Source organism: Arenimonas alkanexedens (assembly GCF_054781355.1).
Window position 1 is genome coordinate 716111 of the sequence record NZ_BAAGUO010000002.1, and the last position, 26653, is coordinate 742763.

Annotated in this window: 24 protein-coding genes, 1 rRNA gene and 1 pseudogene; 10 read left to right on the plus strand and 16 right to left on the minus strand. The window is 68.1% G+C overall.

Features of this window, described 5'->3' with window-relative positions; all coding sequences use genetic code 11:
- The first annotated feature begins 32 nt into the window (after positions 1-32).
- The 9 genes and pseudogenes from ACYVGY_RS07880 to ACYVGY_RS07920 all read left to right on the plus strand — a co-directional run bounded on the left by ACYVGY_RS07880 (position 33) and on the right by ACYVGY_RS07920 (position 9109).
- On the plus strand, positions 33-764 hold the full coding sequence (locus ACYVGY_RS07880; RefSeq protein WP_460456917.1) for an HAD family hydrolase: 732 nt from the start codon (positions 33-35) through the stop codon (positions 762-764).
- On the plus strand, positions 761-2167 hold the full coding sequence (locus ACYVGY_RS07885) for a leucyl aminopeptidase family protein (protein ID WP_460456918.1): 1407 nt from the start codon (positions 761-763) through the stop codon (positions 2165-2167). Before ACYVGY_RS07880 ends, ACYVGY_RS07885 begins: the two co-directional genes overlap by 4 nt.
- A 116-nt stretch (positions 2168-2283) precedes the next feature.
- Positions 2284-3516, plus strand: coding sequence for an efflux RND transporter periplasmic adaptor subunit (locus tag ACYVGY_RS07890; RefSeq protein WP_460456919.1), 1233 nt, complete (start codon positions 2284-2286; stop codon positions 3514-3516).
- Between the two features lie 51 nt (positions 3517-3567).
- The gene (locus ACYVGY_RS07895) at positions 3568-4260 is read left to right on the plus strand and encodes an ABC transporter ATP-binding protein (RefSeq protein WP_460456920.1); all 693 of its coding nucleotides are present in this window, start codon (positions 3568-3570) and stop codon (positions 4258-4260) included.
- Positions 4261-4270: 10 nt separating this feature from the next.
- Complete coding sequence (locus ACYVGY_RS07900; RefSeq protein WP_460456921.1) at positions 4271-5431, plus strand: ABC transporter permease; 1161 nt, start codon at positions 4271-4273, stop codon at positions 5429-5431.
- Between the two features lie 10 nt (positions 5432-5441).
- Positions 5442-6623, plus strand: a complete 1182-nt coding sequence (locus ACYVGY_RS07905) for an ABC transporter permease (RefSeq protein ID WP_460456922.1) — start codon at positions 5442-5444, stop codon at positions 6621-6623.
- A 94-nt stretch (positions 6624-6717) separates the two neighbouring features.
- Positions 6718-7605 (plus strand): annotated as a pseudogene (gene rarD, locus ACYVGY_RS07910) (EamA family transporter RarD); the annotation flags it as partial.
- A 135-nt stretch (positions 7606-7740) separates the two neighbouring features.
- Positions 7741-8829, plus strand: coding sequence for an alpha/beta hydrolase (locus ACYVGY_RS07915; protein ID WP_460456923.1), 1089 nt, complete (start codon positions 7741-7743; stop codon positions 8827-8829).
- A 46-nt stretch (positions 8830-8875) separates the two neighbouring features.
- The gene (locus ACYVGY_RS07920; RefSeq protein WP_460456924.1) at positions 8876-9109 is read left to right on the plus strand and encodes an iron-sulfur cluster assembly scaffold protein; all 234 of its coding nucleotides are present in this window, start codon (positions 8876-8878) and stop codon (positions 9107-9109) included.
- Between the two features lie 4 nt (positions 9110-9113).
- Here the strand turns inward: ACYVGY_RS07920 and yedA are convergent, their stop codons facing one another.
- The 15 genes from yedA to ACYVGY_RS07995 form a co-directional block, all read right to left on the minus strand.
- Positions 9114-10016, minus strand: a complete 903-nt coding sequence (gene yedA, locus ACYVGY_RS07925) for a drug/metabolite exporter YedA (RefSeq protein WP_460456925.1) — start codon at positions 10014-10016, stop codon at positions 9114-9116.
- A complete protein-coding gene (locus ACYVGY_RS07930) occupies positions 10013-10873 on the minus strand; it encodes a methylated-DNA--[protein]-cysteine S-methyltransferase (protein WP_460456926.1) in 861 nt (286 codons plus the stop codon). The genes yedA and ACYVGY_RS07930 overlap by 4 nt, the downstream gene beginning before the upstream one ends.
- Positions 10874-10928: 55 nt before the next feature.
- Positions 10929-13142 carry a carboxy terminal-processing peptidase gene (locus ACYVGY_RS07935; protein WP_460456963.1) on the minus strand — a complete coding sequence of 738 codons (2214 nt, stop codon included), beginning with the start codon at positions 13140-13142 and terminating at the stop codon, positions 10929-10931.
- Positions 13143-13229: 87 nt separating this feature from the next.
- On the minus strand, positions 13230-14237 hold the full coding sequence (gene lipA, locus ACYVGY_RS07940) for a lipoyl synthase (RefSeq protein WP_460456927.1): 1008 nt from the start codon (positions 14235-14237) through the stop codon (positions 13230-13232).
- Positions 14238-14249: 12 nt separating this feature from the next.
- A complete protein-coding gene (gene lipB, locus ACYVGY_RS07945) occupies positions 14250-14945 on the minus strand; it encodes a lipoyl(octanoyl) transferase LipB (RefSeq protein WP_460456928.1) in 696 nt (231 codons plus the stop codon).
- Entirely contained in the window at positions 14942-15220 is a 279-nt protein-coding gene (locus tag ACYVGY_RS07950) for a DUF493 family protein (protein ID WP_460456929.1), read from the minus strand. Before ACYVGY_RS07950 ends, lipB begins: the two co-directional genes overlap by 4 nt.
- 53 nt (positions 15221-15273) lie before the next feature.
- Positions 15274-16401, minus strand: a complete 1128-nt coding sequence (locus tag ACYVGY_RS07955) for a GGDEF domain-containing protein (RefSeq protein WP_460456930.1) — start codon at positions 16399-16401, stop codon at positions 15274-15276.
- A gap of 67 nt (positions 16402-16468) precedes the next feature.
- On the minus strand, positions 16469-17692 hold the full coding sequence (locus ACYVGY_RS07960; protein WP_460456931.1) for a D-alanyl-D-alanine carboxypeptidase family protein: 1224 nt from the start codon (positions 17690-17692) through the stop codon (positions 16469-16471).
- A gap of 64 nt (positions 17693-17756) precedes the next feature.
- The gene (locus ACYVGY_RS07965; RefSeq protein WP_460456932.1) at positions 17757-18707 is read right to left on the minus strand and encodes a septal ring lytic transglycosylase RlpA family protein; all 951 of its coding nucleotides are present in this window, start codon (positions 18705-18707) and stop codon (positions 17757-17759) included.
- The gene (gene mltB / locus ACYVGY_RS07970) at positions 18704-19741 is read right to left on the minus strand and encodes a lytic murein transglycosylase B (protein ID WP_460456933.1); all 1038 of its coding nucleotides are present in this window, start codon (positions 19739-19741) and stop codon (positions 18704-18706) included. The genes ACYVGY_RS07965 and mltB overlap by 4 nt, the downstream gene beginning before the upstream one ends.
- A 74-nt stretch (positions 19742-19815) precedes the next feature.
- On the minus strand, positions 19816-20925 hold the full coding sequence (rodA, locus tag ACYVGY_RS07975) for a rod shape-determining protein RodA (protein ID WP_460456934.1): 1110 nt from the start codon (positions 20923-20925) through the stop codon (positions 19816-19818).
- Positions 20922-22784 carry a penicillin-binding protein 2 gene (gene mrdA, locus ACYVGY_RS07980; RefSeq protein ID WP_460456935.1) on the minus strand — a complete coding sequence of 621 codons (1863 nt, stop codon included), beginning with the start codon at positions 22782-22784 and terminating at the stop codon, positions 20922-20924. Before mrdA ends, rodA begins: the two co-directional genes overlap by 4 nt.
- A 5-nt stretch (positions 22785-22789) precedes the next feature.
- Positions 22790-23278, minus strand: a complete 489-nt coding sequence (gene mreD, locus ACYVGY_RS07985; RefSeq protein ID WP_460456936.1) for a rod shape-determining protein MreD — start codon at positions 23276-23278, stop codon at positions 22790-22792.
- Positions 23275-24192 (minus strand): rod shape-determining protein MreC, encoded by a 918-nt coding sequence (gene mreC / locus ACYVGY_RS07990; protein WP_460456937.1) that lies wholly within the window; start codon positions 24190-24192, stop codon positions 23275-23277. Before mreC ends, mreD begins: the two co-directional genes overlap by 4 nt.
- A gap of 101 nt (positions 24193-24293) precedes the next feature.
- On the minus strand, positions 24294-25331 hold the full coding sequence (locus ACYVGY_RS07995; RefSeq protein WP_460456938.1) for a rod shape-determining protein: 1038 nt from the start codon (positions 25329-25331) through the stop codon (positions 24294-24296).
- A 173-nt stretch (positions 25332-25504) separates the two neighbouring features.
- On the opposite strand from ACYVGY_RS07995, the gene ACYVGY_RS08000 reads away from it, so the two are divergent.
- A complete protein-coding gene (locus tag ACYVGY_RS08000; protein ID WP_460456939.1) occupies positions 25505-26443 on the plus strand; it encodes a carbohydrate kinase family protein in 939 nt (312 codons plus the stop codon).
- 130 nt (positions 26444-26573) lie between these two features.
- Here the strand turns inward: ACYVGY_RS08000 and rrf are convergent.
- Positions 26574-26653, minus strand: a 5S ribosomal RNA gene (gene rrf / locus ACYVGY_RS08005); the annotation flags it as partial.

Below are 26653 nucleotides of genomic sequence, written 5' to 3' on the forward strand. Positions count from 1 at the left end.
TTCCTTGCCACCGGCCGCGCTATCCTTTGGCAGTGAACTTGCGCCCGCTCGCCCTCAGCCTTGACCTCGACGACACCCTCTGGCCCATCTGGCCGGCGATCGAGCGCGCGGAGCTGGCCCTGGACGCCTATCTGCGCGAACACTGCCCGCGCACCGCCGCCAACTTCCCGGTCCACCGCATGCGCAAGCTGCGCGAGAAGATTGCGATCAAGCACCCCGAGTTCGCCCACGACTTCTCCGAGCAGCGCAAGCTGTCCCTGCTGCACGCACTCGAGACCTCGGGCGAGCCCGGGCATCATCTCGAGCCGGCCTACGAAGCCTTCATCGTCAGCCGCAACCGGGTCGACTTCTATCCCGACGCGCTGGCCGCGCTGGCCAGGCTGTCGGCGCGGCTGCCGATCGCGGCGCTGACCAACGGCAACGCCGACCTGGCGCGGATCGGGATCGACGGCCACTTCCAGGCCTTCATCAGCGCCCGCGAACACGGCCACGCCAAGCCCGAGGCGCCGATCTTCCACGCCACCTGCGAGCGCCTGGGCCGGGTGCCGGCCGAGGTGCTGCACATCGGCGACGACCCGCTGTTGGACGTGGCCGGCGCCCAGCGGGCCGGGCTGCGCAGCTGCTGGATCAACCGCGACAAGCAGCGCTGGCCGGCCAACCTGCCCCGTCCGGACCTTGAATTCGCTACGCTGGCGGGACTGGCCGACTGGCTCGACCACCACGTTTTCCAGCCCCATCCCCTGCCCGCCACGGAATCCCGATGAGCCTGCCGTCCTGCTTCGCCCGACCCGACGCTGCCGCCGCCACCACGCCGCTGAGGCTGGTTGAGCGCGCCTCGTTCGCCGCCTGGCGCGAGACGCAGCCGGCCACGACCCAGGCCTGGCTGGACGCACACGGGGCCGGCGCCGGCGCGATCGCGCCGCTGGCCATTCCCGGCGCCGACGGTCGCCCGCTGTTCGTGCTGGTGACGCTGGCCGACGCCACCGATCCGCTGGCGCTGGCGCACCTGCCCAGCCTGCTGCCGATGGGTCGCTACCGCCTGTGTCCGGACTCGCCGGCGCAGCTGGCGCCGGGCCAGGCCCTGCTGGGCTGGGGCCTGGGCGCCTATCGCTTCAATCGCTACCTCAAGCCGGCGCGCGAACCGGCGCAGCTTGAGCTCGACAGCCTCAAGGGCGCCAACGCCGAGGCGCTGGCCCTGCTCGACGCCAGCTATCTCGTGCGCAACCTGATCAACACCCCGACCGAGCACATGGGCCCGGATGAGATCGAAGCCACCGCCGCGCGCATGGCCCAAGACCACGGCGCGCGCCTGGATGTGATCACAGGCGAGGCGCTGCTGACCGAGAACTTCCCCGCCATCCACGCGGTGGGCCGCGCCAGCCACCGCGCACCGCGCCTGGTCGAACTCAACTGGGGCGACGACGCCCACCTGCGCCTGGCCATCGTAGGCAAAGGCGTGTGCTTCGACACCGGCGGCCTGGACATCAAGGGCTCTGACGGCATGCGCAACATGAAGAAGGACATGGGCGGCGCTGCCCACGCCCTGGGCCTGGCCCAGTTGGTAATGGCGCTGAAGCTGCCGGTGCGCCTGCAGCTGCTGGTGCCCGCGGTCGAGAATGCGATCGGTCCGAATGCCTTCCGTCCCGGCGAAGTGCTGGCCACGCGCCAGGGCCTGAGCGTGGAAGTCGACAACACCGACGCCGAGGGTCGGCTGGTGCTGTGCGATGCGCTGACCTACGCGGCCGAGTCCAAGCCGGCGCTGCTGATGGATTTCGCCACCCTCACCGGCGCCGCCCGCATCGCCCTGGGCCCCGACCTGCCGGCACTGTTCGCCAACGACGACGCCCTGGCCAACGACTACCTGGCCGCCGGCCAGCGCGCCCGCGACCCGCTGTGGCGCATGCCGCTGTGGCGTCCCTACCTGAGCTACCTGAAGTCCGGCATCGCCGACCTCGCCAATTCCGGCGGCTCGCGCATGGCTGGCTGCATCACCGCCGCGGTCTACCTTGAACGCTTCGTGCCCGAGGGCCAGGTCTGGACCCACGTGGACGTCTATTCCTGGAACGACAGCGAACGCCCGGGCAAGCCTGCCGGCGGCGAAGCACAAGGGCTGCGTGCGGCCTGGGGCTTGCTGCAGCAGCGCTTCGGGCACGCGACCCCAGCCTGACATTCGTCAGGCCGATCCGGTGATCGGCGCCACTGGGCGGAGAAAGTGCATTCCGGCACCTTGGCCTCACGGGGACGGTGCGTACACTGGTCTCTCCCAAGGAATCCCGTGACGCGATGACCTCCTCCGACCTGCTAAATCAACTTCGAATCGACCGCAGCGCGGCGCCGCCGCCGACCAAGGGTCCCGGCAAAGCCGCGCTTTTGATCGGTCTGGCAGTGGTCGCGGTCGGGGCCGCCGTGGCCTTCTTCCTGCTGCGCGAAGCGCCGATTGCCGTCACGGTGACCACCGCCCAAGCCGAGACCGGAGCTGGCGCAGGCGCCAGCTCGGTGCTCGACGCCTCAGGCTATGTCACCGCCCGCCGCATCGCCACCGTGTCCTCGAAGATCTCGGGCAAGGTGCTCGAGGTCTATATCGAGGAAGGCCAAAAGGTTGCCGAAGGCGAGGTGCTGGCGCGGCTGGAGCCTACCGATGCCGACGCCCAGCGCGCGCTGTCGGCGGCCCAGCTTGCTGCGTCACGCAGCGATGTTGGCCGCGCCGAGGCCCAGCTAAAGCTCGCCGAGCAAACCCTCGTGCGCAGCCGCGACCTGGCTGCCCGCAAACTCGTCGCCGCCGCCGCGCTCGACCAGGCCCAGGCCGAACGCGACAGCCTCGCCGCCCAGCTCCAGAGCGCGCGCGACAACGTCCTCGTCGCCACCCGGGCGTTGGCGCTGGCCGACATCGGCGTCGACAACACCGTGGTGCGCGCGCCCTTCGCCGGCGTGATCACCGTCAAGGCGGCGCAGCCGGGCGAAATCATCTCGCCGATCTCCGGCAGCGGCGGCTTTACCCGTACCGGCATCGGCACCGTGGTGGACATGGAATCGCTGGAGATCCAGGTCGACGTCAACGAGGCGTTCATTGGTCGGGTCAAGCCGCAGCAGAAGGTCGAGGCCGTGCTCAACGCCTACCCGGACTGGCGCATCCCGGCCGAGGTGATCGCGATCGTGCCGACCGCCGACCGCAGCAAGGCCACCGTGAAGGTGCGCATCGCCCTGCTCGAACGCGATGACCGCGTGGTGCCCGACATGGGCGTGCGGGTGTCGTTCCTGGAAGACCGTTCGCAGGCCGTCGCCGATGCTCCGACCGTGGTCGGCGTCAGCGTGCCGGCCGAAGCGGTGGCGCAGCGCGAGGGCCGCAGCGTCGCCTTCGTGGTGCGCGAGGGCCGCGCAAGCCTGCGCCAGGTCGAAGCCGGCGAAACCCGCGACGGCCGCCGCCGCATCAGCCGCGGCCTGGCCGTCGGTGAGCAGGTAGTGGTATCGCCGCCGGCGGAGCTGGTGGATGGCGGCAAGGTTTCGGTGGGGTCTTGAGTTAGAGAGCTTCGGGGCTGAAGCCCCTCCTACACATTTTCGAGGTTCGTCATGACTGATTCGCTCGTACAGATCCGCCAGCTGACCAAGCACTACGTCCGCGGCAAACAGTCGGTAGAAGTGCTGCACGGCATTGACCTGGACATCCCGCGCGGCGATTTCGTCGCGCTGATGGGTCCCTCGGGCTCGGGCAAGACCACCTTGCTCAACCTGATCGGCGGCCTGGACACGCCTACCGCCGGCAGCGTCGCGGTCGACGGCAAGCGCATCGACCAGTACAGCGGCGGCGACCTGGCGCGCTGGCGCGCCGAGCACGTTGGCTTCGTGTTCCAGTTCTACAACCTGCTGCCGGTGCTGAGCGCGCAGAAGAACGTCGAACTGCCGCTGCTGCTTTCCAAGATGGGCTCGGCCGAGCGGGCCAAGCGGGCCACTGTCGCCCTCACGCTTGTCGGCCTTGCCGACCGCGCCGGCCACAAGCCCAGCGAGCTATCAGGTGGCCAGGAACAGCGCGTCGCCATCGCCCGCGCCCTGGTGACCGACCCGACCCTGCTGGTCTGCGACGAACCCACGGGCGATCTCGACCGCAAGACTGCCGATGAAATCCTCGGCCTGCTGCAGGTGCTCAATCGCGAGCACGGCAAGACCATCATCATGGTGACGCACGACCCCAAGGCCGCCGAGTTCGCCAGCCGCACGGTGCACCTCGACAAGGGCCAGCTGGTCGACGCCGCGCCGGCGCACTGAGGCCGACGCCATGACCAAGACCGGATTCATCCTCGCCAACCTCTTCCACAAGAAGACCCGTACCTGGCTCACCCTGCTGTCGGTCGTGATGGCCTTCGTGCTGTTTGGCCTGCTGCAGTCGCTGAACCTGGTCTTCAGCGCCAACCCCGACTTCATCGGCGCCACCCGGCTGGTGACGCAGTCGCGGGTGTCCTTCACCCAATCGCTGCCGATGCGCATGGTGCCCGAGATGGACGCCATTCCCGGCGTGCAGCGGGTGATGTACCAACAGTGGTTTGGCGCCGTGTTCCGCGACAACCCGCAAATCTTTGCATTCGCGGTCGATCCCGAGCGCCTGCACGACGTCTACCCGGAATGGGTGATGCCCGAGGAAAACTGGAACGCCTTCCGCGACACCCGCACCGGCATGGTCGCCGGCCGCCTGCTGGCCGACCAGTACGGCTGGAAGGTGGGCGACAAGATTCCGCTGCAGTCGAATATCTTCCCGCAGAAGAACGGCAGCAAGGACTGGACCTTCGACCTCGTGGGCATCTACGACGGCAAGGACGACCAGTGGCAGCAGCAGACCGCGGGCAGCATGTACATCAATCACGGCTACTTCGCCGAAGCCACCCAGTTTGGCGGCGGCAATGCCGGCATCTTCGTGCTCCGCCTGGACGACCCGGACATGGCCGAATCGGTGGCGATGACGGTCGACCAACGCTACGAGAACTCTGCCGACGAAACCAAGACCCAGACCGAGAAGGACTTCCAGGTCGGCTTCCTCAAGCAGCTCGGCGACATTGGCCTGATCGTGCGCTGGATCCTGTTCGCGGTGTTCTTCACCCTGTTGCTGGTGGTGGGCAACACCATGGCCCAGAGCGTGCGCGAGCGCGTGCCGCAGTTCGCGGTGCTCAAGACGCTGGGCTTCAGCGACAACAGCGTGCTGGGCTTCGTGTTGGCTGAAACCGTGGCGATGTGCACGATCGGCGGACTGCTGGGCCTGTCCCTGGCAACACTGCTGGGCGCCGCCATCTCACGGGTCGCCGGGCCGATGATGCCGGTGGCCGTGGACGGCCGCGTCTGGCTCACCGGCGTGATCGCCATCGTTGTGCTGAGCCTCGTAGTCGGTCTGCTGCCCGCGCTGCGGGCACGTCGCCTGAAGATCGTCGATGCCCTGGCCGGGCGCTGAGGAGAAACCCATGTTCCGACAGATCTTCGCCATCACCGGCCTCAACCTTCGCTCAATCCCGCAGCGCTGGGGTCCGTCGCTCGTCATCATCATCGGCCTGGCCGGCGTGGTGGCGGTGTTCACCGCCCTGCTGGCCATGGCCCAGGGTTTCCAGGCCACGCTGCAGGACGCCGGCCGCACCGACAACGCCATCATCCTGCGCGGTGGCTCCGGCGCCGAGCTCAACTCCGGCTTCGGCGGCGACAGCGCCGACATCATCAAGCTCGGTCCCGGCATCCGCAGGGGCAGCGACGGCAAGCCGCTGGCCGCTGGCGAGCTGATCGTGATCACCGAGCTGATGAAGAAGGGCGAAACCATCAACGGTGCCAACGTCACGCTGCGCGGCGTCGAGTCGGCGTCGTTCGAGCTGCGCCCGCAGCTCAAGATCATCGAGGGCCGCACGTTCAAGCCCGGCCTGCGCGAGATCATCGTCGGCGCCGGCGTGGCGCGTCTGTTCGACGGGGCCGGGGTCGGCGAGACGCTGCGCATGCGCGGCTCGGAGTGGACGGTGGTCGGCATCTTCGAGGCCGGCGATGCCAATGACAGTGAGATGTGGGCCGATGCCGGCACCGCCCAGTCGAGCTTCAACCGCGGCAATGGCTTCAGCGCCGTGCGCGTCGGGCTGGAATCGCCCGAGTCGCTGGAGACGCTCAGGGCGGCGCTGGCCGCCGACCCGCGGCTGACCGTGGAGGTGCTGCAGGAACAGGCCTACTACAGCGCCCAGACCGGGCAGTTCCGCGCCACCATCTCGGTGCTGGCGGGCGTGGTGACGCTGATCATGGGCCTGGGCGCGATCTTCGCCGCGCTCAACACCATGTATGCCGCGGTTGCCACCCGCACGCGCGAGATCGCCACCCTGCGCGCGATCGGATTCGGTGCCTTTCCGGTGCTGGTGTCGGTGATGGTCGAAGCCGTGGTGCTGGCCTTCCTCGGCGGCGTCACCGGCGCCTTCATCGCCTGGTCGCTGTTCGACAACCTTTCGGTGTCCACGCTCGGCGCCAGCTTTACCCAGGTCGTGTTCGCCTTCCAGGTGTCGCTGCCGCTGGTGCTCAGCGGCCTGGCGATCGCCATGGTCATCGGCTTCATCGGCGGCCTGCTGCCCGCCGTGCGGGCTGCGCGAATGCAGGTCACCACCGCGCTGCGCACGCAGTAGCCGGCGGGGCGGCAGGCATTGCCGCCCCGGGAACTGACCGTTGCAGCCATAGCGGCCCGGTCGGGCGGATAATCGCCGCCCTGACCCGGAGCCCATCGTGACCCACGCACCCGCCATCGACCGCAAGGGTCTCGCCGCCGCCATCGCCTCCTACGTGTTGTGGGGCGTGTTTCCGCTCTACTGGTACCTGCTCAAGCACGTGCCGGCGATGCAGATCATCGCCCACCGCATCGTCTGGTGCGTGTTGTTCGTTATCGGCTTCCTGGTGCTGCGCGAGGGCTGGGGCTGGCTGCGCACCGCGCTGTCGCGACCCAAAGTGGGCTGGATGCTGCTCGCCAGCAGCCTGTTCATCAGCTTCAACTGGGGCATCTATATCTGGGCGGTGACCAACGGCCGTGTCATCGAGGCCAGCCTGGGCTATTTCATCAATCCGCTGGTGAACGTGCTGATCGGCGTGCTGGTGCTCGGCGAAAGGCTCAACCGCGCGCAGTGGACGGCGGTGGCGATCGCGACCGTGGGGGTGCTGTGGCTGGCCTTCCTGCACGGCGATCCGCCCTGGATCGCGCTGGCGCTGGCCTTCAGCTTCGCCTTCTACGGCCTGATCCGGAAGCTGGCGAACGTGGACGCGGTGCCGGGCCTGGCGATCGAAAGCCTGTTCCTGCTGCTGCCGGCCCTGGCGTGGCTGGGCTGGGCCCAGTCCCAGGGCGTGGGCGCCTTCGGCGACGGCAACCTGCGCAGCGACGTCCTGCTGGTCGTGGGCGGTGCACTGACGGCGCTGCCGCTGATCGGCTTCGCCTACGGCGCGCGCCGCATCCCGTATTCGCTGGTTGGCATCCTGCAGTACATCGCGCCGACGCTGCAGTTGATCAGCGGCGTGTGGTTGCTGGGCGAGAGCTTCTCCCGCACCCAGGCGATCGGCTTCGCCTGCATCTGGTTGGCGCTGGGCATCTACGCCGTCGACGGCTGGCGCCGCGCGCGCCGGCAGCCGCTGCGCGCGGCCCGCGAACACGCCGCCGAACAGGTGCCGCCCTGCGATGGCGCCGTGCCGCCGGCCGACGGCAGCGTGCGGCCGCGCGGATAGTCCCGCCCTTCACGCCCGGGGCCGCAGGCTCCGGCCATGGCTTTCCTGCGCGCGTCTCTCACTTCCCTGCTGCTGGCCGCCCTGTGGCTGGCGCCGCCGGCGGCCCAAGGCCGCGGCCTGCCCGAGCGCATCGCCCAACCCGAACGCAGCGACACGCCCTACGGCGGCGCGAAGTACCTCGGCTTTTTGGAGCAGGTCGGCAGCCCGCTGGAGTCGCTGACGCGCGCGGGTGAACCGACGCTGGCCTTCGCGGTGATCGAACCACGCGACTACGGCCTCGACTACCGCTACCGGCGCCGCGCCGACGAGCTCGGCATGCGCTTCGAGTTCAATCCCGGCGCGCCGCGACTGGCGCCGCCAGTACGCGGCACCGTGGTGATGCTGCACGGCCTGACCATGGACGCCAGCACCCAGGGGCTCTGGGGCCTGGCCCTCGCCGAGGAAGGCTACCGCACGGTGCTGCTGGACCTGCGCAACCACGGTTTCTCCGGCGACGGCCCGGCCGGCTACGGCACCCGCGAGGCCGGCGACGTCAGCGCCTTGCTCGCCCATCTGCGCGCGCAGCGGCGCCTGGCCGAACCCATCATCCTGTTCGGCACGTCCTACGGCGCCGTGACCGCGCTGCACGCCGCCGCCGATACGGCCGGTATTGCCGGCGTAGTGGCGATGGAACCCTTCGCCAACGCCGGTGATTCAGTGCGCGACTACGTACGGCGCCTGAAAGCAGGCGAGGACGGTGGCTGGGCGGCGCGCCTGCTGGGCTGGTGGCTGCGCCGGACGCTGCCGCCGCCGGCACTGGATGCGGCCATCGCCCGCGCTGGCACCCTGCTCGATCTGGATCTGGACCAGCTAGAGACCGCGACGCCGCTGGGCGCGACCGAGGCCTGCGTACTGCTGCTGCACGGCGCCCGGGACACCCTGGTGCCGGTGGCGACCGCGCGCACGCTGGCGCGCACCGGCGGCGAGCGGCTGCGCTACGTCGAGCTGCCCGACGAGAACCACTATTCGCTGCCGGCACGCATCGACTGGCTGCGCCGCCCGCTGCGAGACTGGCTGGGCGGCATGGACGGCGCCCGCACCGGCGACTGCCCACGGTTCACGCTGCCACCCGACCCACTGGCCTGATCGCTCGCCTTGCCGCACTCGTGCCCGCATGCGCTAATCACGAGCGATGGATGACACCCCGACCTTCAGCGCGCTCTATCGCAACCGCGTACTCGACCACGGCCGCACACCGCGCCACGTCGGCACGCTGGCCGATGCCAGTCATCGCGCGTCGGCGCACAACGCCCTGTGTGGCGATCGCATCGCGGTCGAGCTCCGGCTCGGGCCGGCGGTCGCCAATGCCTTGTCTGCGCTTACCGGCCAGCGCCTGCGCGAACTGCCGCTGCGCCTCAAGGCCTGAGGCCTCAGGCGCTTTTGCTCACCGGCACCCGCGCTTTGGCGCGGGTGATGATCACCACGCCGGCCAGGATGACCGCCATCGCTCCGATGGCATCGACGCCCACGCGCTCGCCCAGGAGCAGCGCGCCCAGCAGCACCGCGATCGGCGGATTTACGTAGGCGTAGCTGGTCGCCAGCGCCGGGCGTACGTGATGCAGCAGCCAGACATAGGCGCTGAAGCCGATGATCGAACCAAAGGCCGCGAGGTAGCCCACCGCCAGCGTGGACCGGAGCGGCGGCAGCGAGGTGATGCGCTCGCCCAGCAGCAGGCCCAGCAGGCCCATCGCCACGCCGCCGCAGAGCATTTGCGCGGCCGTGCTCATGAAGGGCGCCGGCAGGTCGCGGCCGCGGCTCCACATCGAGCCGAACGCCCAGGCGATGGGCGCCAGCAGCAGGGCGGTCATGCCGACCAGGCTCGCCTGCATCTCGCCGTCGAAATTGAGCCAGATCACGCCGAAGAATCCGATTGCCAGCCCCAGCCATTCGCCGCGGCTGGGATGCTGGCCGCGCAGTACGCCGAACAGACCTGCCCACAGCGGCATCGAAGCCACGGCGACCGCGGCCAGTCCCGAGGACACCGTCTGTTCGGCCACATTCACCAGGCCGTTGCCCATCAGCATCATGAAAAAACCCATGACCGCGGCGTTGCGCCACTGCGCGCGGGTGGGCGGCGCGTGGCCGCGCCAGCGCAGGAAACCATAGAACACCAGGCTGGCGGCGATGAAGCGCAGGCTGCCCATCAGGAACGGCGGGTAGCCGTCCAGCCCGATGCGGATGGCGAGGTAGGTCGAACCCCAGACCAGGTAAACCGAGGCAAGCGCGAGGCCGACCGCGAACGCGGTCGGGGGAAGAGCGACGTCTTGCTTCATGGGGTGGGCTTTGCCGGGCTGCGGCGACAGGATTCGGCCTCGAGCAGGGCCTGCTTGCGGGGCAGTCCCCAGCGATAACCGCCGAGGCTGCCGTCACCCCGGATGACGCGATGACAGGGCACGAGCACGGCGACCCGATTGGAGGCGCAGGCGCGCGCCACGGCGCGGGCGGCGGTTGGCGAATCCAGGCTGGCCGCGAGTTCAGCGTAGCTGCGGGTTTCGCCGGGCGGGATCTTCATCAGCGCCTGCCAGACCCGCTGCTGGAACGCCGTTCCGATCAGTTCCACCGGCACCTGTCCGCGTCGCTGCGCCAGCGCGTCGGCCACCGCCTGCAGGCGCGGCGCCAGGAAATCGTCGCGGCCGCTGTCTACCCGCTGCAGGCGCGCCTGCGGGAACTCGGTGCGCAGTTCATGCTCAAGCGCGTTCCCGTCGTCGCCCAGCGCGATGGCGCAGATGCCGCGTTCGGTCGCCGCGACCAGCGCCTGGCCCAGGACCGTGCTGACCAGCGACCAACGAATCTCCAGACCTTCACCGCCGCGACGATAAGCCTTCGGCGGCATGCCCAGGCGCGCCGCACCGTCTTCGTAAACGCGACTGGGCGAGCCGTAGCCGGCGTCATACAGCGCATGCGTGACGGCTTGACCCTGGCGCAGCCCGCGCTTGAGCGAGGCCAGCCGGCGCTGTGCCAGGTATTCAGCGGGACTGAGCCCGAACTGCTCGCGGAAGCGCCGCTGCAGGTGGCCGGGGCTCAGGCCGACCGCGGCCCCGAGCGCGTCCAGGCCCAGCGCCTGGCTGTCCAGGAGCTGGCGGGCACGTTCAAGGCGGGGGTCGGCGTGGGGAATGGCGCGGGTTTCCATGCGCTCAGGCTAGCCGGCACCCGAAGGGCCGGCTATCCGGATCTTGCTGAAAAGATCATTCCGCCCAGACGGTGGCCTGGCGGGTCATCGGCAAGACCTGGGCGGCCAGGTCGCGATCGGCCGACAACAGGTCGAGGGCATCGGCCAGGATCGCCGCCGATTCGCGCAGCAGCGGATCCGGGCGGCTCTTGGCCAGCTCTTCTTCAGCGGCCTGCTGGGCGACGCTGCGCTCGCTGGCGGACAGGCCGTCATCGGCGCGCGCCAGGGCGTCGGCATCCAGGCCCAGTTCCTTGCGCTCGGCGGCGCGCGCCTGGCGCCTGGCCTCCATGTCGTCGCGCTCGGCGCGGCGCTCGGCTTCGTTGAGCGAGATCGACTTGCGCTCGCGGTCGGCGCGGAACTTGGCCACATCCTCGGACCACCAGGTGAACTCGGGATCAGTCGCGATGCGGTCGAGGTGCTGGGCGCGAAGCTGCGGCACCAGCGTCGTGAAGTTGCCGACGTTGTCGTGCGGCGCCTGCTCGATGCGCGTGGCCGGCAGCGCGTTGTCGTAGCTCGACTCGCCGTATTCGGTCGCGTCCAGGGTTACGGGGAACTGCAGGTCGGGCACCACGCCGGCGTGCTGGGTCGTGCCGCCGTCAACGCGGAAGAACTGCGCCACGGTCAGCTTCACCTGGCCGAACTTGGCGTCGTCCTTGCGCGGGAAGCGGTCGAAGTCCATCAGGCTTTGCACCGTGCCCTTGCCGAAGGTCTGCTCGCCAATCACCAGGCCACGGCCATAGTCCTGGATGGCGGCCGCGAAGATCTCCGAGGCCGACGCCGAACTGCGGTTGACCAGCACCGCCAGCGGACCATCCCAGGCCACGCCGCTCTGGTCGTCGGCCGACACGCTGATGCGGCCGCCGGTTTCGCGCACCTGCACCACCGGGCCGGTATCGATAAACAGGCCGGTAAGCTCCACCGCCTCCACCAAGGAACCGCCGCCGTTGTCGCGCAGGTCAATCACGACGCCGTCCACGCCTTCGGTACGCAGCTCACCCAGCAGGCGCGCGACGTCGGCGGTGGCCGAACGGGCATCCGCCTCGCCGCGACGCTTGGCTTCGAAATCGAGATAGAAGGTCGGCAGTTCGACCACACCGATGCGACGCTCGCCGACCTCGATGACGCGCTTCTGCGCGGCCTGCTGTTCAAGCTTGACCTTGTCGCGAACGATGGTGACCAGCTTGGGCTTGGCGTCCAGGCCGGCTTCGGCCGGCAGCACGTCCAGGCGCACCTGGGTACCCTTCTTGCCGCGGATCAGCGCCACCACGTCGTCAATGCGCCAGCCCACCACGTCCTGCAGTGGACCGCTGATGCCCTGGCCGACGGCGATCACGCGGTCGCCGACCTTCAGGTCGCCGCCGCTGCCGGCCGGACCGCCGGGCACGATGGTGCGGATGACCACGTATTCTTCCTGGCGCTGCAGCACGGCACCAATGCCCTCGAGCGAGAGGCGCATCTGCATGTTGAAGTTTTCGGCGCTGCGCGGCGACATGTAGCTGGTGTGCGGGTCGATCGAGCTGGCGTAGGCGTTCATGAACTGCTCGAACACATCATCGCTACGCAGCTCGTTCACGCGCTCGCCCAGGCCGAGATAGCGCTTGTCGAGCGTGCTGCGGATCTCGTCCTGGCTGCGGCCGGCCAGGCGCAGGCGCAGGGCGTCGTTCTTGACGTACTTGCGCCAGGCATCATCGAGTTCCGCACCGCTGCCTGCCCAGGCAACGTCTTCGCGGTCGTATTCCCAGACCTCGTCCCTGGAGAAATCGAAGGGCTGGGCCAGCAGTTGGCGGGCGTAGGCGACGCGCTCGTCCACCCGCTTCACGTAGGTGGCGAAGATGTCGTAGGCGGCACCGATCTGCTGGTTGCGGATCGCATCGTCGTGACGGTCGCGGTAAGCCTCGAAGCGGCTGATGTCCTGCTGGGTGAAGAACAGCTTCTGGCTGTCGAGCGACTCGAGGAAGCGACGATGGATCTCGCGCGACATCGCGTCGTCCAGCGGCTGCGACCGATAGACATAGCGACTGTCGGACAGCAGGCCGTAGACCAGTCGAGCCGCGGCGGCCTGCTCGGCCGTGGGCTTGAAGCTGGCGGCGGCGGGCGCGCTGGCGGGCGCGGTGGTGGGTGTGGTCACGCCACCCGGCGTCGTGGCCGCCGCAACGGCCAAGGCCAGCGGCAGGGCGACGGAAAGAGCGATCAGCTTGTGCTTGAGCATGGCGTGGGTCCGTGGCGTCAGGGGGTCAGCATGCGCTCCACCCCAAGGGGGAGCCTGTGCCGATAGTGCTATCGACTTGCTTTGGACCGATGGTACCCCCGCCTGCGTTCAGGCGGACCCGTCGACGAACCCAGCTTCAGCCGCCATTCGGTCGGCGTGGTAGGACGAACGCACCATCGGACCGGAGGCCACGTGCGTGAAGCCCATGGCCAAGCCTTCCACCTCCAGCGCCTTGAACTCATCCGGCGTCCAGTAACGGATGACCGGGTGGTGATGTGGCGTGGGCTGCAGGTATTGGCCAATCGTGACCATGTCGACGTCATGGGCGCGTAAATCACGCAGCGCACCGAGCACCTGGTCGAAGTCTTCACCCAGGCCGAGCATGATGCCGGACTTGGTCGGCACCTCCGGATGCTGCGCCTTGAAGCGCTTCAGCAGCTGCAGCGACCAGTCATAGTCGGCGCCGGGACGCACGTTGGCATAAAGCTCGCGCACGGTTTCCAGGTTGTGGTTGAACACGTCCGGCGGATTCGTGGCCAATATCTCCAGCGCGCGCTCCATGCGGCCCTTGCCGCGGAAGTCGGGCGTGAGGATCTCGATCTTCAGCGCCGGCGACAGCGCGCGCGCCTCGCGAATGCAGTCGACGAAATGCTGGGCGCCGCCGTCGCGCAGGTCGTCGCGGTCCACCGAGGTGATGACCACGTAGCGCAGGCCCATGTCGGCGACGGTGCGGGCCAGGTTGGCCGGTTCGCTGGCGTCGGGCGGCTTCGGCCGGCCGTGGGCCACGTCGCAAAAACTGCAGCGGCGGGTGCAGACCTCGCCCAGGATCATGAAGGTCGCGGTGCCGTGGCTGAAGCACTCGTGGATGTTCGGGCAGCTGGCCTCTTCGCAAACCGTGACCAGGCGGTTTTCGCGCAGCTTCGACTTGAGCTTGGCGACGGCATTGCCGGCCGGAATGCGGACCCGGATCCAGCTGGGCTTGCGCAGGACCGGCGCGTTCTCGTCGAACTTCACCGGGCTGCGGCCAATCTTGTCGCCACCCATCTGCTTGGCGCCTTCAACCAGGGGCGAACCCAGAACCTGCAGCGGGATGGTCTTGGCGGCGGTGTCGGACATGATGGGGGCGGCTCAGTCGGGAAGGGTCAGGTCGGGCAGCGCATCCGAGGTCCGGGGCGCCAGGCCCAGGGTCCGGGACAGCGCCTGGACCAGTGCGGGGGCCAGCGCGGCGGGGTCGCCAGGGCCACCCAAGTCTAGCACCGAGGTCACTTCCAGCCCTTGGTAACCGCAGGGATTGATGCGTTGGAACGGCTCGAGGTCCATCGCCACGTTGAAGGCCAGGCCGTGGAAACTGCAGCCGCGACGAACCCGCAGGCCCAGCGCCATGACCTTGGCGCCGGCCACGTAGATCCCGGGCGCCCCGTCCTTGCGGGCGGCGGCAATGTCGTACCCGGCCAGGACATCAATCACGGCCTGCTCGATGCGGCAGACCAGCTCGCGCACGCTCAGGCCCAGCCGGCGCAGGTCAATCAGCGGGTAGGCCACCAGCTGGCCGGGGCCGTGATAGGTGACCTGGCCGCCGCGGTCGACCTGCAGCACCGGGATATCCCCCGGCGCCAGGACGTGCTCGGGCTTGCCGGCCTGGCCCAGCGTGAAGACCGGATCGTGCTCGACCAGCCACAGTTCGTCGGGCGTATCCGGGCCGCGGCTGTCGGTGAAACGCTGCATTGCGCGCCATACCGGCTCATAGGGCTGGCGACCCAGCGCGCGGACGGTCCAGTCGCGCCTTGCCGGCGCGCTGGTCGCCGCCGGGCAGGCCTCGCTCACAGCGTCCACTTCACCGCCGGGTGCTCGCGCAGCGCACCGTGCGCCGCGTCATAGTCCTCGCGCGAATGGGCCTCGAAGACCAGCATCACCGACACGTAATTGCCTTTGGCCGACGGTTTGACGCGCAGGCGATCGTGGTAAATGGTCAGGCCCAGGGCTTCGAGCACCATCGGCACGACCAGGTGCAGGTCGGCCTCGGCCGAGCCCATGGCGCTGATCTCGAAGATGCCCGGGAACTGGAAGCCGTGCTCGGGGTTGTCGGACTGGATGCTCATGCCCCTCATTATGGGGCCGCGCCGGCCGCGACCCAAGGCAGGGCCGCCGGAGACTAGGCGGTACTGAGGTCGATCCGCACGCGATTGCGGCCGTCGGCCTTGGCCTGGTACATGGCGCGGTCGGCGGCACGGTAGAGATCGTTGCCATCACCCGGGCTGCCGGGCGCTAGGCTGGCCACGCCAATGCTGACCGTTATCGACAGCGGTCCTTCCCGCAGCGGCAGCGGGGTGTATTCAACGCTGGCCCGCATGCGCTCGGCAGCCTCGGCGGCGGCGCGGGCATCGCGACCGGGCAGCAGGGCACCAAACTCCTCGCCGCCCAGTCGCGCCAAATGCACGTCGGGTCCGCTGAGCACCTCGCGCATCCGATCCGCGAACCGGGACAGACAAACATCGCCGGCATCGTGACCGAACTCGTCGTTGACGCGCTTGAAGTGGTCCAGGTCCATCACCAGCATCGCCAGCGGCTGCTGCCTGAGGCGCGACTCGGCCAGCAGATGCTCGATCGCGCCGCTGAAGTAACGGCGGTTGGCCAGGCCCGTCAGCGGATCGATCCGGCTCAGGGTCTCGAACTGATCGCGCTGGCTGCGGACGCTTTCATAAAGGTCAAGCTGGACCTGGTACTCGCGATAGCTGCGCATCATCACCAGGCCCAGATAGATGGTGTACACCCCCACGGTCACCATCACCGACAGGCTTTCGCCGGTGTAGGCGATCAGAACCGGGGCCGGCACGTAGACCATGGCGATGCCCAGCGCCGCGCGACCCAGGCGCAGGCTGTAGTTATGTGCGAAGGCCGTCGCAAAGGCGATGGTGCACAGCAGGGCCGCGGTACGGGCAGGCGCGAAGTGCGGGTCGAGCATGACCCAGGTCATCACGCCACCCCACAGCGCCGCGGTGGCCAGTACGACCGCCCAGCGCGAATCCAGCCAGGCCTGCCTTTGCGCGCTGGACGCCCCCTCGGCCGGCATCCTGGGCCAGAACCTCAGCGCGGCCAGGGCCATGAAGGCCAGGCCGACCAAAGAGCCCGCCACGGGGTGGTTGGTCCAGATGCCGCTGGGCGAAGCAACCACCAGCCAGCCCACCAGGTAGAAAAGCCCGCCGGCCAGTAGGCGCTGGCGCGTGTCGGCGACCTCGCGGGTAAGGCGAGGCGCATCGTCTGACGATATCGGGTCCAGCATCCGGCGCGCCCCCTGCACTGCCCGGCTCGCCGCGCGCGATCAGCGCGCGACAGGTCGCATCAATGGTCTATTCGCTTTCCCACCACAACCAGAAATCGTCGTTCATGCGCTTGAAGAAGCCGCCCTCGGCGACATCTTCTAGCGCGACCAGCGAGCGCTCCGCCACGACCTTGCCGTCCAGCGACAGCCGCAGCGTGCCGATGGCCTGGCCCTTGGCGATCGGCGCCAGCAGCTGCTTGGGCACGTCCATGCTCGACTGAAGTTCGCCGTAGCGACCACGCGGCACCGTCACCAGCAGCGGCTCGGCCACGCCCAGCGCCACGGTCTCGGCCGCGCCGCGCCACAGGGCCTGGTCAGCCACCTTGGCGCCAGCGGCATATACGTTGTGGGTTTCGAAGAAGCGGAAGCCCCAGTTGAGCAGGGCCAGGTTGCCCTCTTCGCGCGCGCGGAAGCCGTCGGTACGGCTGGTGGTGTCGATGCCCAGCACCACCGAGATCAGGCGCTGGTCGCCACGCTGTGCCGAGGCGGCCAGGCAGTAGCCGGCGGCCGAGGTGTGGCCGGTCTTGAGACCGTCGACGCTGGCGTCCTTCCACAGCAGTCCATTGCGGTTCCACTGCTGGATGCCGCCGTAGGTGAATTCCTTGATCTTGTAGAGCGCGTAGTGCTCCGGGAATTGCGTGATCAGCGCGCGCGAAAGAATGGCGATGTCGCGCGCGGTCATCACGTGACCCTCGGCGGTCAGGCCATGGGCGTTGGCAAAATGGGTGTTGGTCATGCCCAGCTGCTGGGCATAGCGGTTCATCAGGTCCACGAACGCGGCTTCGCTGCCGGCGACGTGCTCGGCCAGCGCGATCGCGGCGTCGTTGCCGGACTGAATGACCAGGCCGTGCAGGATGTCGTCGAGCTTGACCTCGGAGTTCACCGCCAGCGCGCTGTAGCTGCCGTCAGTGCCGGCACCGCCGGAACGCCAGGCGTTTTCGCTGATGCGGACCATGTCGTCCTTGGTGACCTTGCCCTGCGCCATCTCGGCCGCGACCACGTAGGAAGTCATCACCTTGGTGATGGACGCGGGATCGAGCGGGGTGTCGATGTTCTCGCCGGCCAGCACCTGGCCACTGGTGTGGTCCATGAGGATCCAGGCCTTGCCCTGCGGCACCGGCGCGGCCGGCATCGGCGCGGCGGCGGGAGCCGCTGGCGCGGCGGGCGTGGGGGCCGGGGCCGGCGACTGGGCGAAGGCGACGGTGGCCAGCAGGCTGGCCAGCACGGCGGAAAGGAAGCGGGAAACGAACATCCGGGACAAACTCCAGTTCAGGGGCCGGCACTGCGCCGGCGGTTCAGACACACCATGCTAGCCCTCATTCGCTGAACACGCGCGGGCTGGGCAGGCCCAGCCCGCGGATGCGCGCCAGCACGCCGTCAACCGCCGCCGGGGCCAGCGGCCCGATACGAACCCGCCAAACCTTGCCGGCGTCGGTGCGCACGTGCTCGACGCTGACGTCGTCGATGCCGGCGTCTTCGAGCTGGCGGACGATACGGCGGGCATTGTCGCGGTCGCGATACGCGCCCACCTGGACAAGCTGCGGTCCATTCGCGACCCGCGCCGGGGTCGGCAAGGCGGTGACCGCTGACCCCGGCGCGGCGGCCAGGTCGGCGCCGCCACTGAGCGCACGCACTTCCACCCGCGCGGTACCCGTGCGGTCGACGCCCAACTTCACCGCGGCGGCATAGCTGAGGTCGATGATGCGCCCGGCGTGGAACGGCCCGCGATCGTTGACGCGAACCACGACCTCGCGACCGTTGTCGAGATTGGTGACGCGCACGAAGCTGGGCAGCGGCAGCGTCTTGTGCGCGGCGCTGAAACTGCACATGTCGTAGATCTCGCGGCTCGAGGTCTGCCGGCCGTGGAATTTCTGGCCGTACCAGGAAGCAATACCGCGTTCGACATAGCCCTCGGCGCTGGGGCGGACGCGGTAGCTCTTGCCCAGCACGGTATAGGGTGACCGGTTGCCGTAGGCCGCCGCCGGTTCTTCGCGCGGGATGGGCTCGGGGATGCCGGTGATATCGAGCGCATGCAGCGGTGCACTGTCGCGCACGCCGGGGGCATAGAGTCCGCCCGGGGTGTAGTCCTCGTCGCGGTGCTCGCGCACCTGCAGGCAGGCCGGCGGCACGCCGGCGATCGCAGCGGATGCCGCGGCGGCGCGCGGCGCATCCGGCGCCGGCTCGTTCGGCGCTGGCGCGGGGCGGACGGGCTTGTCGGCGCAGCCGACGAGCAGCGCCAGCAGCGCCAGCGCGATCACCGGCCTCATGGCGTGGCGAGGGCGTCCTGGCCCGCGGCGATCTCGCGCGACAGCTGGTACACGGCCATCGCATACATCGGCGAACGGTTGTAGCGGGTGATCACGTAGAAGTTCTTGAAGCCCAGCCAGTGCTCGGTGCCCTCGTTGCCTTCGAAGGTGAGCAGGGTGGCGTCGAGCGAATGGCCCTGGGCCTGGGTGGGGCGGTAACCGCGCTCGCCGAGTTCGGCCAGGCTGTACTTGGCTTCGAGCGTGTCGGGCTTGAACGGCGCGGCGCCCTCGGCGGCGATGGCGCGCGCCACGACCGGCTCACCCTTCTGCCACCCGTGGGCGACGAAATAATTGGCGACCGAGGCAAACACGTCCGGCAACGAGCCGAACAGGTCGCGGCGACCGTTGCCATCGCCGTCGCGAGCGTAGGCGCGATAGCTGGACGGCATGAACTGGCCGTAGCCCATCGCGCCGGCGTAGCTGCCCTTCAAGGCAGGCAGGTCGAGCTGCTCTTCCTTGGCCAGCAGCATCACCTGCATCAACTCGTCGCGGAAGAAGCGGCCGCGCATTGCTTCGCGCTCGACCTGCTCGGGTTTGCCGCTGACCGGATAAAAGAAACCGAGGGTGTACAGCGCATCGAGCACCCGATAGCTGCCGGTATTGCCGCCGTAGCTGGTCTCGACGCCGATGATGGCGGTGATCATTTCCGCCGGCACGCCGGTGTCGGCCGACACGGCCTGCAGGGCTTCGCGATGCGTGGCCAGGAAGGCCTGCCCCTCGCGGATGCGGCGGTCGGAGATGAAAATCGGCCGGTAGTCCTTCCACGGCTTCACCGCCTCGGCAGGACGGGACATGGCGTTGACGATGCTTTGCCGGTAGTCGGACTGCGCCAGCCAGGCCTCGACCTCGCTGCGTTCAAGTCCGTACTTGCTGCCGGCTTCGACGACGAAGGCTTCACGCAGTGCGGCTTCGGGTGCGGGCACCGGCTGGGCGGTGGTGACGGCGCTGGCAGTGGCCAGCAGCAGCGGGAACAGACGATAAATAAGGCGGGACATGGCGCTCTGGCATGGACGGGTTGCGGCAATTTACCACGCCCGAACGCGGCCACGACGGCCTTTGGAGCCGCTATTCAGGTGCCCATGAATTTCGGGTGCGCACGCACCGACATCACCATGCCAAAGCCGGCCAGCAGCGATACCGCCGCGGTACCGCCGTAGCTCAGCAGCGGCATCGGCACGCCCACCACCGGCAGCAGGCCGGCGACCATGCCGCCGTTCACCAGCACATACACGGAGAAGGTCATGGCCAGGGCCCCGACCAGGATGCGCGCGTAGCCCTCCCGCGCCTCGCTGGCGATCCACAGGCAGCGGGCGATGATGAACAGGTACAGCGCCAGCAGGGTGATCACCCCGAGCCAGCCCCATTCCTCGCTCAGTACGGAGAAGATGAAGTCGGTGGTGTGCTCGGGCAAGAAGTCCAAATGGGCCTGGCTACCCTCGCCCCAGCCTTTGCCGCTAAATCCGCCCGAGCCGATCGCGATCTTGGACTGGATGATGTTCCAGCCTGCGCCCAGGGGATCGGACTCGGGATCGAAGAAAGTCAGGATGCGATCGCGTTGGTAGGGCATCAGGAACTGCCAGCCCACCGGAATGGTCGCCAAGCCCAGCCCGGCAAACAGACCGATCCGCCACCAGGCGATTCCGGCCAGGAATACCGCGAACACGCCTGACGCCGCCACCAGCATGCCGGTGCCCAGGTCCGGCTGAAGGATGATCATGCCGACCGGCAGGGCGATAATGGCCGCGCAAACCGCCAGGCTGCGCCAGCGCGGCGGTAGTACCGCCGAGTGCAGGTACCAGGCCAGCATCATCGGCACCGAAAGTTTCAGCAGCTCGCCCGGCTGCAGGTAGAACACGCCCAGGTTCAGCCACAGGTTGGCGCTGCGGCCTGATCCGAACACGAATACCGCCGCCAGCAGCACCAGGCTGGCGGCGAAAGCCAGGGGCGTCCACAGCCGCAGCCGCGCCGGCGGGATGTGCGAGATCAGCACCATCGCGCCCACGCCGATGCCAAAGCGCACCGCCTGGGACAGCACGAGCCGCGAGTTCTCGCCCGAAGCGCTGGCCAGCACCACCAGGCTGATCAGCATCACGCACAACAGCGCCAGCAGCAGCGGCAGGTCGACCTTGCCGAACAGTCGCGCCAGCGTTTCCCGCAGCCATCCCAGGAGCGAGATCATCGGTCGGTGTCCTCGCTCGGCGGCACCAGCCAGGCGTCGAGAATGCGGCGCGCCACCGGCGCGGCTGCGCCCGAACCCGAGCCGCCATGCTCGACCAGCACCGCCACGGCGATGGTCGGATTCTCCGCGGGCGCGTAGGCGATGAACCAAGCCTGGTGGCGCAAGTGGTAGGGCAGGTCGGCGGGATTCGTGCTTTCCAGGCCGCGCCGGCTGGTGCGCTGCGCAGTGCCTGACTTGCCGGCCATCCGATAGGGCGCACCGCGGGCGCTGGCGCGGCCGCTGCCGGTGTCGCTGTGCATCACCGCCACCAAACCCTCGTGCACGGCGGCCAGGTGGGCTGGGTTATCCAACACGCGCTCGCCGGGCGGCTGCGGCTCGGGTCTGCGCGGTTGATCGAACCCATCCTGGCTTTCACGCACCAGATGCGGACGCCGGCGCCAGCCGCCGTTGGCCAGCATCGCGGTCGCCTGCGCCAACTGCAGCGGCGACGTGACCCAATAGCCCTGGCCGATGCCGGCGTTGACGGTGTCGCCCGGGTACCATTCCTGATTGAACTGGCGCCGCTTCCAATCTCGCGAGGGACGCACGCCGCTGATCTCACCGCTCAGGTCGATGCCGGTCGGCTCGCCGAACCCCAGGCGCTTGAAGAAGGGATCGATCCGGTCAACACCTAACTCGTAGGCCAGCTTGAAGTAGTAGGTATTCACCGATTGCGCGAGCGATTCGGTAAGCGCCACGCGCCCGTGCCCGCCACGGCGCCAGTCGCGATAGCCGCGCGTCTGGTTTGGCAGGAAGAATTCGCCGGTCGAGAGCACCGTGGATTCAGGCGTGATCAGGCCATGCTCAAGACCGGCCAGTGCCATGAACGGTTTGATGGTCGAACCGGGCGGGAAGCCGCCGAGCACGTTGCGGTTGAACAGCGGTCGCGACGGCGCCTGCAGTGCCTGCCAATCCTTGTGGCTGATGCCGTTGATAAAGAGATTGGGGTCGTAGCCAGGCAGGCTGACCATGGCCAGGATTTCCCCCGTCGCCGGGTCCAGCGCCACGGCGGCGCCATCCTGGCCCTCGAAGGCGTCGGTCATGGCCTGCTGCAGGCGCGCGTCCACGCTCAGGTAGAGGTCGGTGCCAGGCTTGGCGTCGTGACGCCGGAGCACGCCGAGGTCGCGACCTTCGACATTGGTCTCGATCTCTTCGTAGCCGATTTCGCCGCGCAGCCTCGACTCGTAGTAGCGCTCGATGCCCGCCTTGCCGATGTGGGTCAACGCGGCGTTGCGGCTGTCGCCCATGGCTTCGAGATCGGCCACGTCCACCCGGCCGACGTAGCCGATGATGTGCGAGAACTGCGTGCCGTAAGGATAGCGGCGGGTGAGGTAGGGCACGACTTCGACGCCGGGGAAGCGATGCCGGTTCACCGCCAGCCGGGCCAGTTCACTCTCATCCAGGCGCAGCTTCAGCGAAATCGGCCGGAAGCTGCGGGTGGCACGCCGGGCGTCGCGAAAACGGGCGATGTCCTCCTCGTCCAGCGCCACCAGCGTGGCCAACTCAGCCAGCGTTTTTTCCAGGTCGGGCACCTGTTCGGGCACCAGCTCGAGCCGGTAGGCCGGCACGTTGTCGGCCAGCAGCCGCCCGTTGCGGTCGTAGATCAGCCCGCGCGCCGGCACGATCGGGCGCGCCTTGATGCGGTTGGCTTCCGAACGCGTCTGGTACTCCTCGTGCTGCAGCACCTGCAGCCGGAAATAGCCGGCGGCCAGGCCCAGCATCGCGAGCATGATGCCGAGAAAGCCGACCAGGGCACGGCGACGGAACTGCTCCGCTTCGGCATGCAGGTTCTTGAGTTTCTGGCGGCGGATCGGACGCATGCGGCTCAGCTGGCGCGTTCGCGCAGGCGCAGCCGCAGTTCGTCGAGCAGCAGGAACATCCAGGGCCAAAGGGCGAAGCCGACCAGAGGCGACAGCCAGGTGATCCAGGGCGGCATGCCGGCTCCACTGACGAAGTGGATTGCCGTGGCGACCAGGCGGTCGTTGAACAGCAGCACCGCCACCGCCAAGGCCTGTTGCCAGAGCGGGAAGAACCTCAGCCTGGCGCGGAAACGCTGAACCAGGAACACCATCACCACCAGACGCAGCGCCTGCTCACCGAACAGCGTGCCCGACACCAGATCGGCGCACAGGCCAGCGACGAAAGCCAAGCCCAGGCCGACGCGGTCGGGAGCTTCGAGCAGCCAGTAGCAAAGCAGCATTGCCAGCAAATAGGGCCGCGCCGGACCCAAGCCTCCCGGTACCGGCACCACCAGCACCAGCAGGCTGACGGCCAGGCTGCCGTAGATCAGCCAGGGCGACGGCGTGCGGGTCATGGCGACTCCTCGTCTGCCGGGGCGTCTGGCGCAGACGGTTCTGCCGGCGGCAGCGTCGGGCCAAGGCCGGCTTCGTCCACCGCGTTGCTGACCAGCAGCACTTCCAGGCTGCGGTCCAGGAAGGCCGCCGGACGCGCTTCGGCCACCACGAACAGACGCGTGTCGTCAGGATGCAGCGCCTCGACCACACCCACCGGGAATCCGGCCGGGAATCGACCACCGATGCCGGAAGTGACCAGGCGGTCGCCCACGCGGATGTCGGCGCTTTGCGGAATATTCGGCAGGCGAAGGCGGTCGCTGCGACCGGTGCCGAAGGCGATCGTGCGCAGCCCCGATCGGGCAACCTGGACCGGCACCGCATGGTCGGGATCGGTGACCAGCAGCGCGGTCGCGCGGCGCGGCGACACTTCCACCACCTGGCCGAGCACGCCGCCGGCATCAATCATGGCCAGACCGACGCGAACGCCGTCCTGCGTGCCGGCGTCGAGCACGATCCGCTGGCGGCCGGGGTCCAGATCAATATCAATGATGCCGGCGAGTTGTGCGGTCAGGCGGTAGCCACGGGTGCCGCCGAGTAGTTCCCGCAATCGCTGGTTCTCTTCGGCTACAGCGGTCATGCGATGCAGGCGGCTGGCGTTGACCTGAAGTTCGCGACGCAGCTGTTCGTTTTGCGCCTGAAGGTCACCGCGCGACGTGGTCAGCTCGCGTCCGGCGTCGAACAGCCGGCCCGGAGCGGCAGCCAGCCACCACACCGGTTCGGCGAGTACGGAGAGTTTTTGCCGCGCCTGATTGGCGAAGCCGCCGCGATGATCACCGACCATCAACACGGTGGCCAAGGCGAGATAGGCCAGCAGCGGCAGGGTGCCGCCGGCGCCTTCGCTCAGTCGTGCGGCAGCGGAACCGGGATAGGCCACGAGAGATTCCGGAAGCGGTGTTCAGCCCCGCCGGGAGGCGGGGGTTCTTGGCCGAAGCCGCGGGCTGCGCCGGCTATCGGCGGCCTGGCCGGCGAGTGCGATCACTCGGGCGAGAAGAACTCGTTGCCGTGCATGTCGATCAGCTCGAGGGCACGACCGCCGCCGCGGGCGACACAGGTCAGCGGGTCGTCGGCAACGTGCACGTGCAGGCCCGTCTCTTCCGAGATCAGCTTGTCTAGGTCGCGCAGCAAGGCGCCGCCACCGGTGAGGACAATGCCGCGCTCGGCAACGTCGGCGCACAGCTCCGGGGGCGTCTGTTCCAGCGCCTGCTTGACCGCGCTGACGATGCCGCTGAGCGGTTCGTGCAGGGCTTCGAGCACTTCGTTGGAATTGATGACGATCATCCGCGGCACGCCTTCGGCGAGGTTGCGGCCGGAGACTTCCATTTCCTTGACCTCGGCCTGCGGGAAGGCGCAGCCGATGTTGAGCTTGATGCGCTCGGCGGTGGTTTCACCAATCAAGGTGCCGTGGTTGCGGCGCACGTAGTTGATGATGGCGTCATCGAAACGATCGCCGCCGATGCGAACCGACTGCGAGTAGACGATGCCGTTGAGCGAGATCACCGCGACTTCCGAAGTGCCGCCGCCGATGTCGATGACCATGGAGCCGCGGGCTTCGTCCACCGGAATGCCGGCGCCGATCGCGGCCGCCATCGGCTCTTCGATCAGGTAGACCTCGCGGGCGCCGGCCTCTTCCGCCGACTCCTTGATGGCGCGACGCTCGACCTGGGTCGAACCGCAGGGCACACAGATCAGGACGCGCGGGCTGGGCCGCAGAAAGCGCGAGGTGTGCACCTTCTTTATAAACTGCTTGAGCATTTCCTCGGTATGCGTGAAGTCGGCGATGACGCCGTCCTTCATTGGCCGATGGGTGGTGATGTTGCCCGGCGTGCGGCCGAGCATCTTCTTGGCCTCGGCGCCAACGGCGGCCACTTCACGACCGCCCTGGCTGTGGCGCACGGCGACCACCGACGGCTCATTGAGCACGATGCCCTGGCCGCGGACGAAAATAAGGGTGTTGGCAGTGCCGAGATCGATCGACAGGTCGTTCGAAAACAGACCGCGGAGCTTCTTGAACATCAGGTGGAAACCTTGGGAAATTGGGGGGTTTCGGAGATGGACTAGGTTAGCAACCACCCCGGGCCCCGGCAAGGCAAAATAAGCCGGTTTCCCGTGCCTTGGCGGCGCGGCCACGTTAACATGTGCGCCTTTCCAAGGGGCGCCATGCCGGCCCCAACAACCGAGGTCCGACGATGCCTTCTGCCCTGATCTGTGGTTCCCTGGCTTACGACACCATCATGGTGTTCCAGGACCAGTTCAAGAACCACATCCTGCCGGACAAGGTTCACATCCTGAATGTGTCCTTCCTGGTGCCGCGTATGCGCCGGGAGTTCGGCGGCTGCGCCGGCAACATCGCCTACAACCTCAAGCTGTTGGGCGGGAAGCCGATTCCTATGGCGACCGTCGGCCAGGACTTCGGGCCCTATCGTGAGCATTTCGAGGCCTGCGAGATCCGGCTCGACCACGTCAAGGAGATTGAAGACCTCTATACCGCCCAGGCCTTCATCACTACCGACCTGGACGACAACCAGATCACCGCCTTCCATCCCGGCGCCATGATGCGGTCCTACGAGAACCATGTCCGGGACGTGCAGGACGTCGGTTTCGGCATCGTCGGACCGGACGGTTACGAGGCGATGCTGCAGAATTCGAAGGAGTTCGCCGAACTCGAGATTCCGTTTATCTTCGATCCGGGCCAGGCCATGCCGCTGTTCAACGGCAAGGAGCTGACCACGATGATCGAGCAGGCGACCTACGTGACGGTGAATGACTACGAGTCCAACCTGCTGCAGGACAAGACCGGCCTGAGCGAGAAGCAGATTGCCGAGCGGGTGAAGGCCTACCTGATCACCCGCGGCCCCAAAGGTTCCGAAGTACATACCCAGGACGGCCAGCTGCATATCCCAGCCGCCAACGCGATGCGCGTGGTGGACCCGACCGGCTGCGGCGACGCCTACCGTGCCGGCCTGATCTACGGGCTGATGAACGACATGGACATGGCCACCACGGGCCGCATCGCCTCGCTGATGGGCGCCCTGAAGATCGAACACCTGGGTCCGCAGAACCAGCGATTCTCCTACGAGGAATTCGCGGTGCAGTTCCGCCAGCAGTTTGGTTACGCGCTGCGCTGATACCCCCGACGCAACATAAGACAGTATCGGTACAAACAAGAACGCCGCCCATAAAGGGCGGCGTTGTGCATATTGGAACTGCGAAAAGAAGAAGGCCGGTCCTTTTGGGACCGGCCTTCTGGGATAAAAACCCTGGCGATGACCTACTCTTGCATGGCTTAGGCCACACTACCATTGGCGCAGCTGCGTTTCACTTCCGAGTTCGGGATG

Coding starts and splice junctions, on each gene's coding strand:
- ACYVGY_RS07885 (WP_460456918.1), top strand. CDS start 761: ATGAGCCTGCCGTCCTGCTTCGCCCGACCCGACGCTGCCGCCGCCACC.
- ACYVGY_RS07890 (WP_460456919.1), top strand. CDS start 2,284: ATGACCTCCTCCGACCTGCTAAATCAACTTCGAATCGACCGCAGCGCG.
- ACYVGY_RS07895 (WP_460456920.1), top strand. CDS start 3,568: ATGACTGATTCGCTCGTACAGATCCGCCAGCTGACCAAGCACTACGTC.
- ACYVGY_RS07900 (WP_460456921.1), top strand. CDS start 4,271: ATGACCAAGACCGGATTCATCCTCGCCAACCTCTTCCACAAGAAGACC.
- ACYVGY_RS07905 (WP_460456922.1), top strand. CDS start 5,442: ATGTTCCGACAGATCTTCGCCATCACCGGCCTCAACCTTCGCTCAATC.
- ACYVGY_RS07915 (WP_460456923.1), top strand. CDS start 7,741: ATGGCTTTCCTGCGCGCGTCTCTCACTTCCCTGCTGCTGGCCGCCCTG.
- ACYVGY_RS07920 (WP_460456924.1), top strand. CDS start 8,876: ATGGATGACACCCCGACCTTCAGCGCGCTCTATCGCAACCGCGTACTC.
- yedA (WP_460456925.1), bottom strand. CDS start 10,016: ATGAAGCAAGACGTCGCTCTTCCCCCGACCGCGTTCGCGGTCGGCCTC.
- ACYVGY_RS07930 (WP_460456926.1), bottom strand. CDS start 10,873: ATGGAAACCCGCGCCATTCCCCACGCCGACCCCCGCCTTGAACGTGCC.
- lipA (WP_460456927.1), bottom strand. CDS start 14,237: ATGTCCGACACCGCCGCCAAGACCATCCCGCTGCAGGTTCTGGGTTCG.
- ACYVGY_RS07950 (WP_460456929.1), bottom strand. CDS start 15,220: ATGAGCATCCAGTCCGACAACCCCGAGCACGGCTTCCAGTTCCCGGGC.
- ACYVGY_RS07955 (WP_460456930.1), bottom strand. CDS start 16,401: ATGCTGGACCCGATATCGTCAGACGATGCGCCTCGCCTTACCCGCGAG.
- ACYVGY_RS07960 (WP_460456931.1), bottom strand. CDS start 17,692: ATGTTCGTTTCCCGCTTCCTTTCCGCCGTGCTGGCCAGCCTGCTGGCC.
- ACYVGY_RS07965 (WP_460456932.1), bottom strand. CDS start 18,707: ATGAGGCCGGTGATCGCGCTGGCGCTGCTGGCGCTGCTCGTCGGCTGC.
- mltB (WP_460456933.1), bottom strand. CDS start 19,741: ATGTCCCGCCTTATTTATCGTCTGTTCCCGCTGCTGCTGGCCACTGCC.
- rodA (WP_460456934.1), bottom strand. CDS start 20,925: ATGATCTCGCTCCTGGGATGGCTGCGGGAAACGCTGGCGCGACTGTTC.
- mrdA (WP_460456935.1), bottom strand. CDS start 22,784: ATGCGTCCGATCCGCCGCCAGAAACTCAAGAACCTGCATGCCGAAGCG.
- mreD (WP_460456936.1), bottom strand. CDS start 23,278: ATGACCCGCACGCCGTCGCCCTGGCTGATCTACGGCAGCCTGGCCGTC.
- ACYVGY_RS07995 (WP_460456938.1), bottom strand. CDS start 25,331: ATGTTCAAGAAGCTCCGCGGTCTGTTTTCGAACGACCTGTCGATCGAT.
- ACYVGY_RS08000 (WP_460456939.1), top strand. CDS start 25,505: ATGCCTTCTGCCCTGATCTGTGGTTCCCTGGCTTACGACACCATCATG.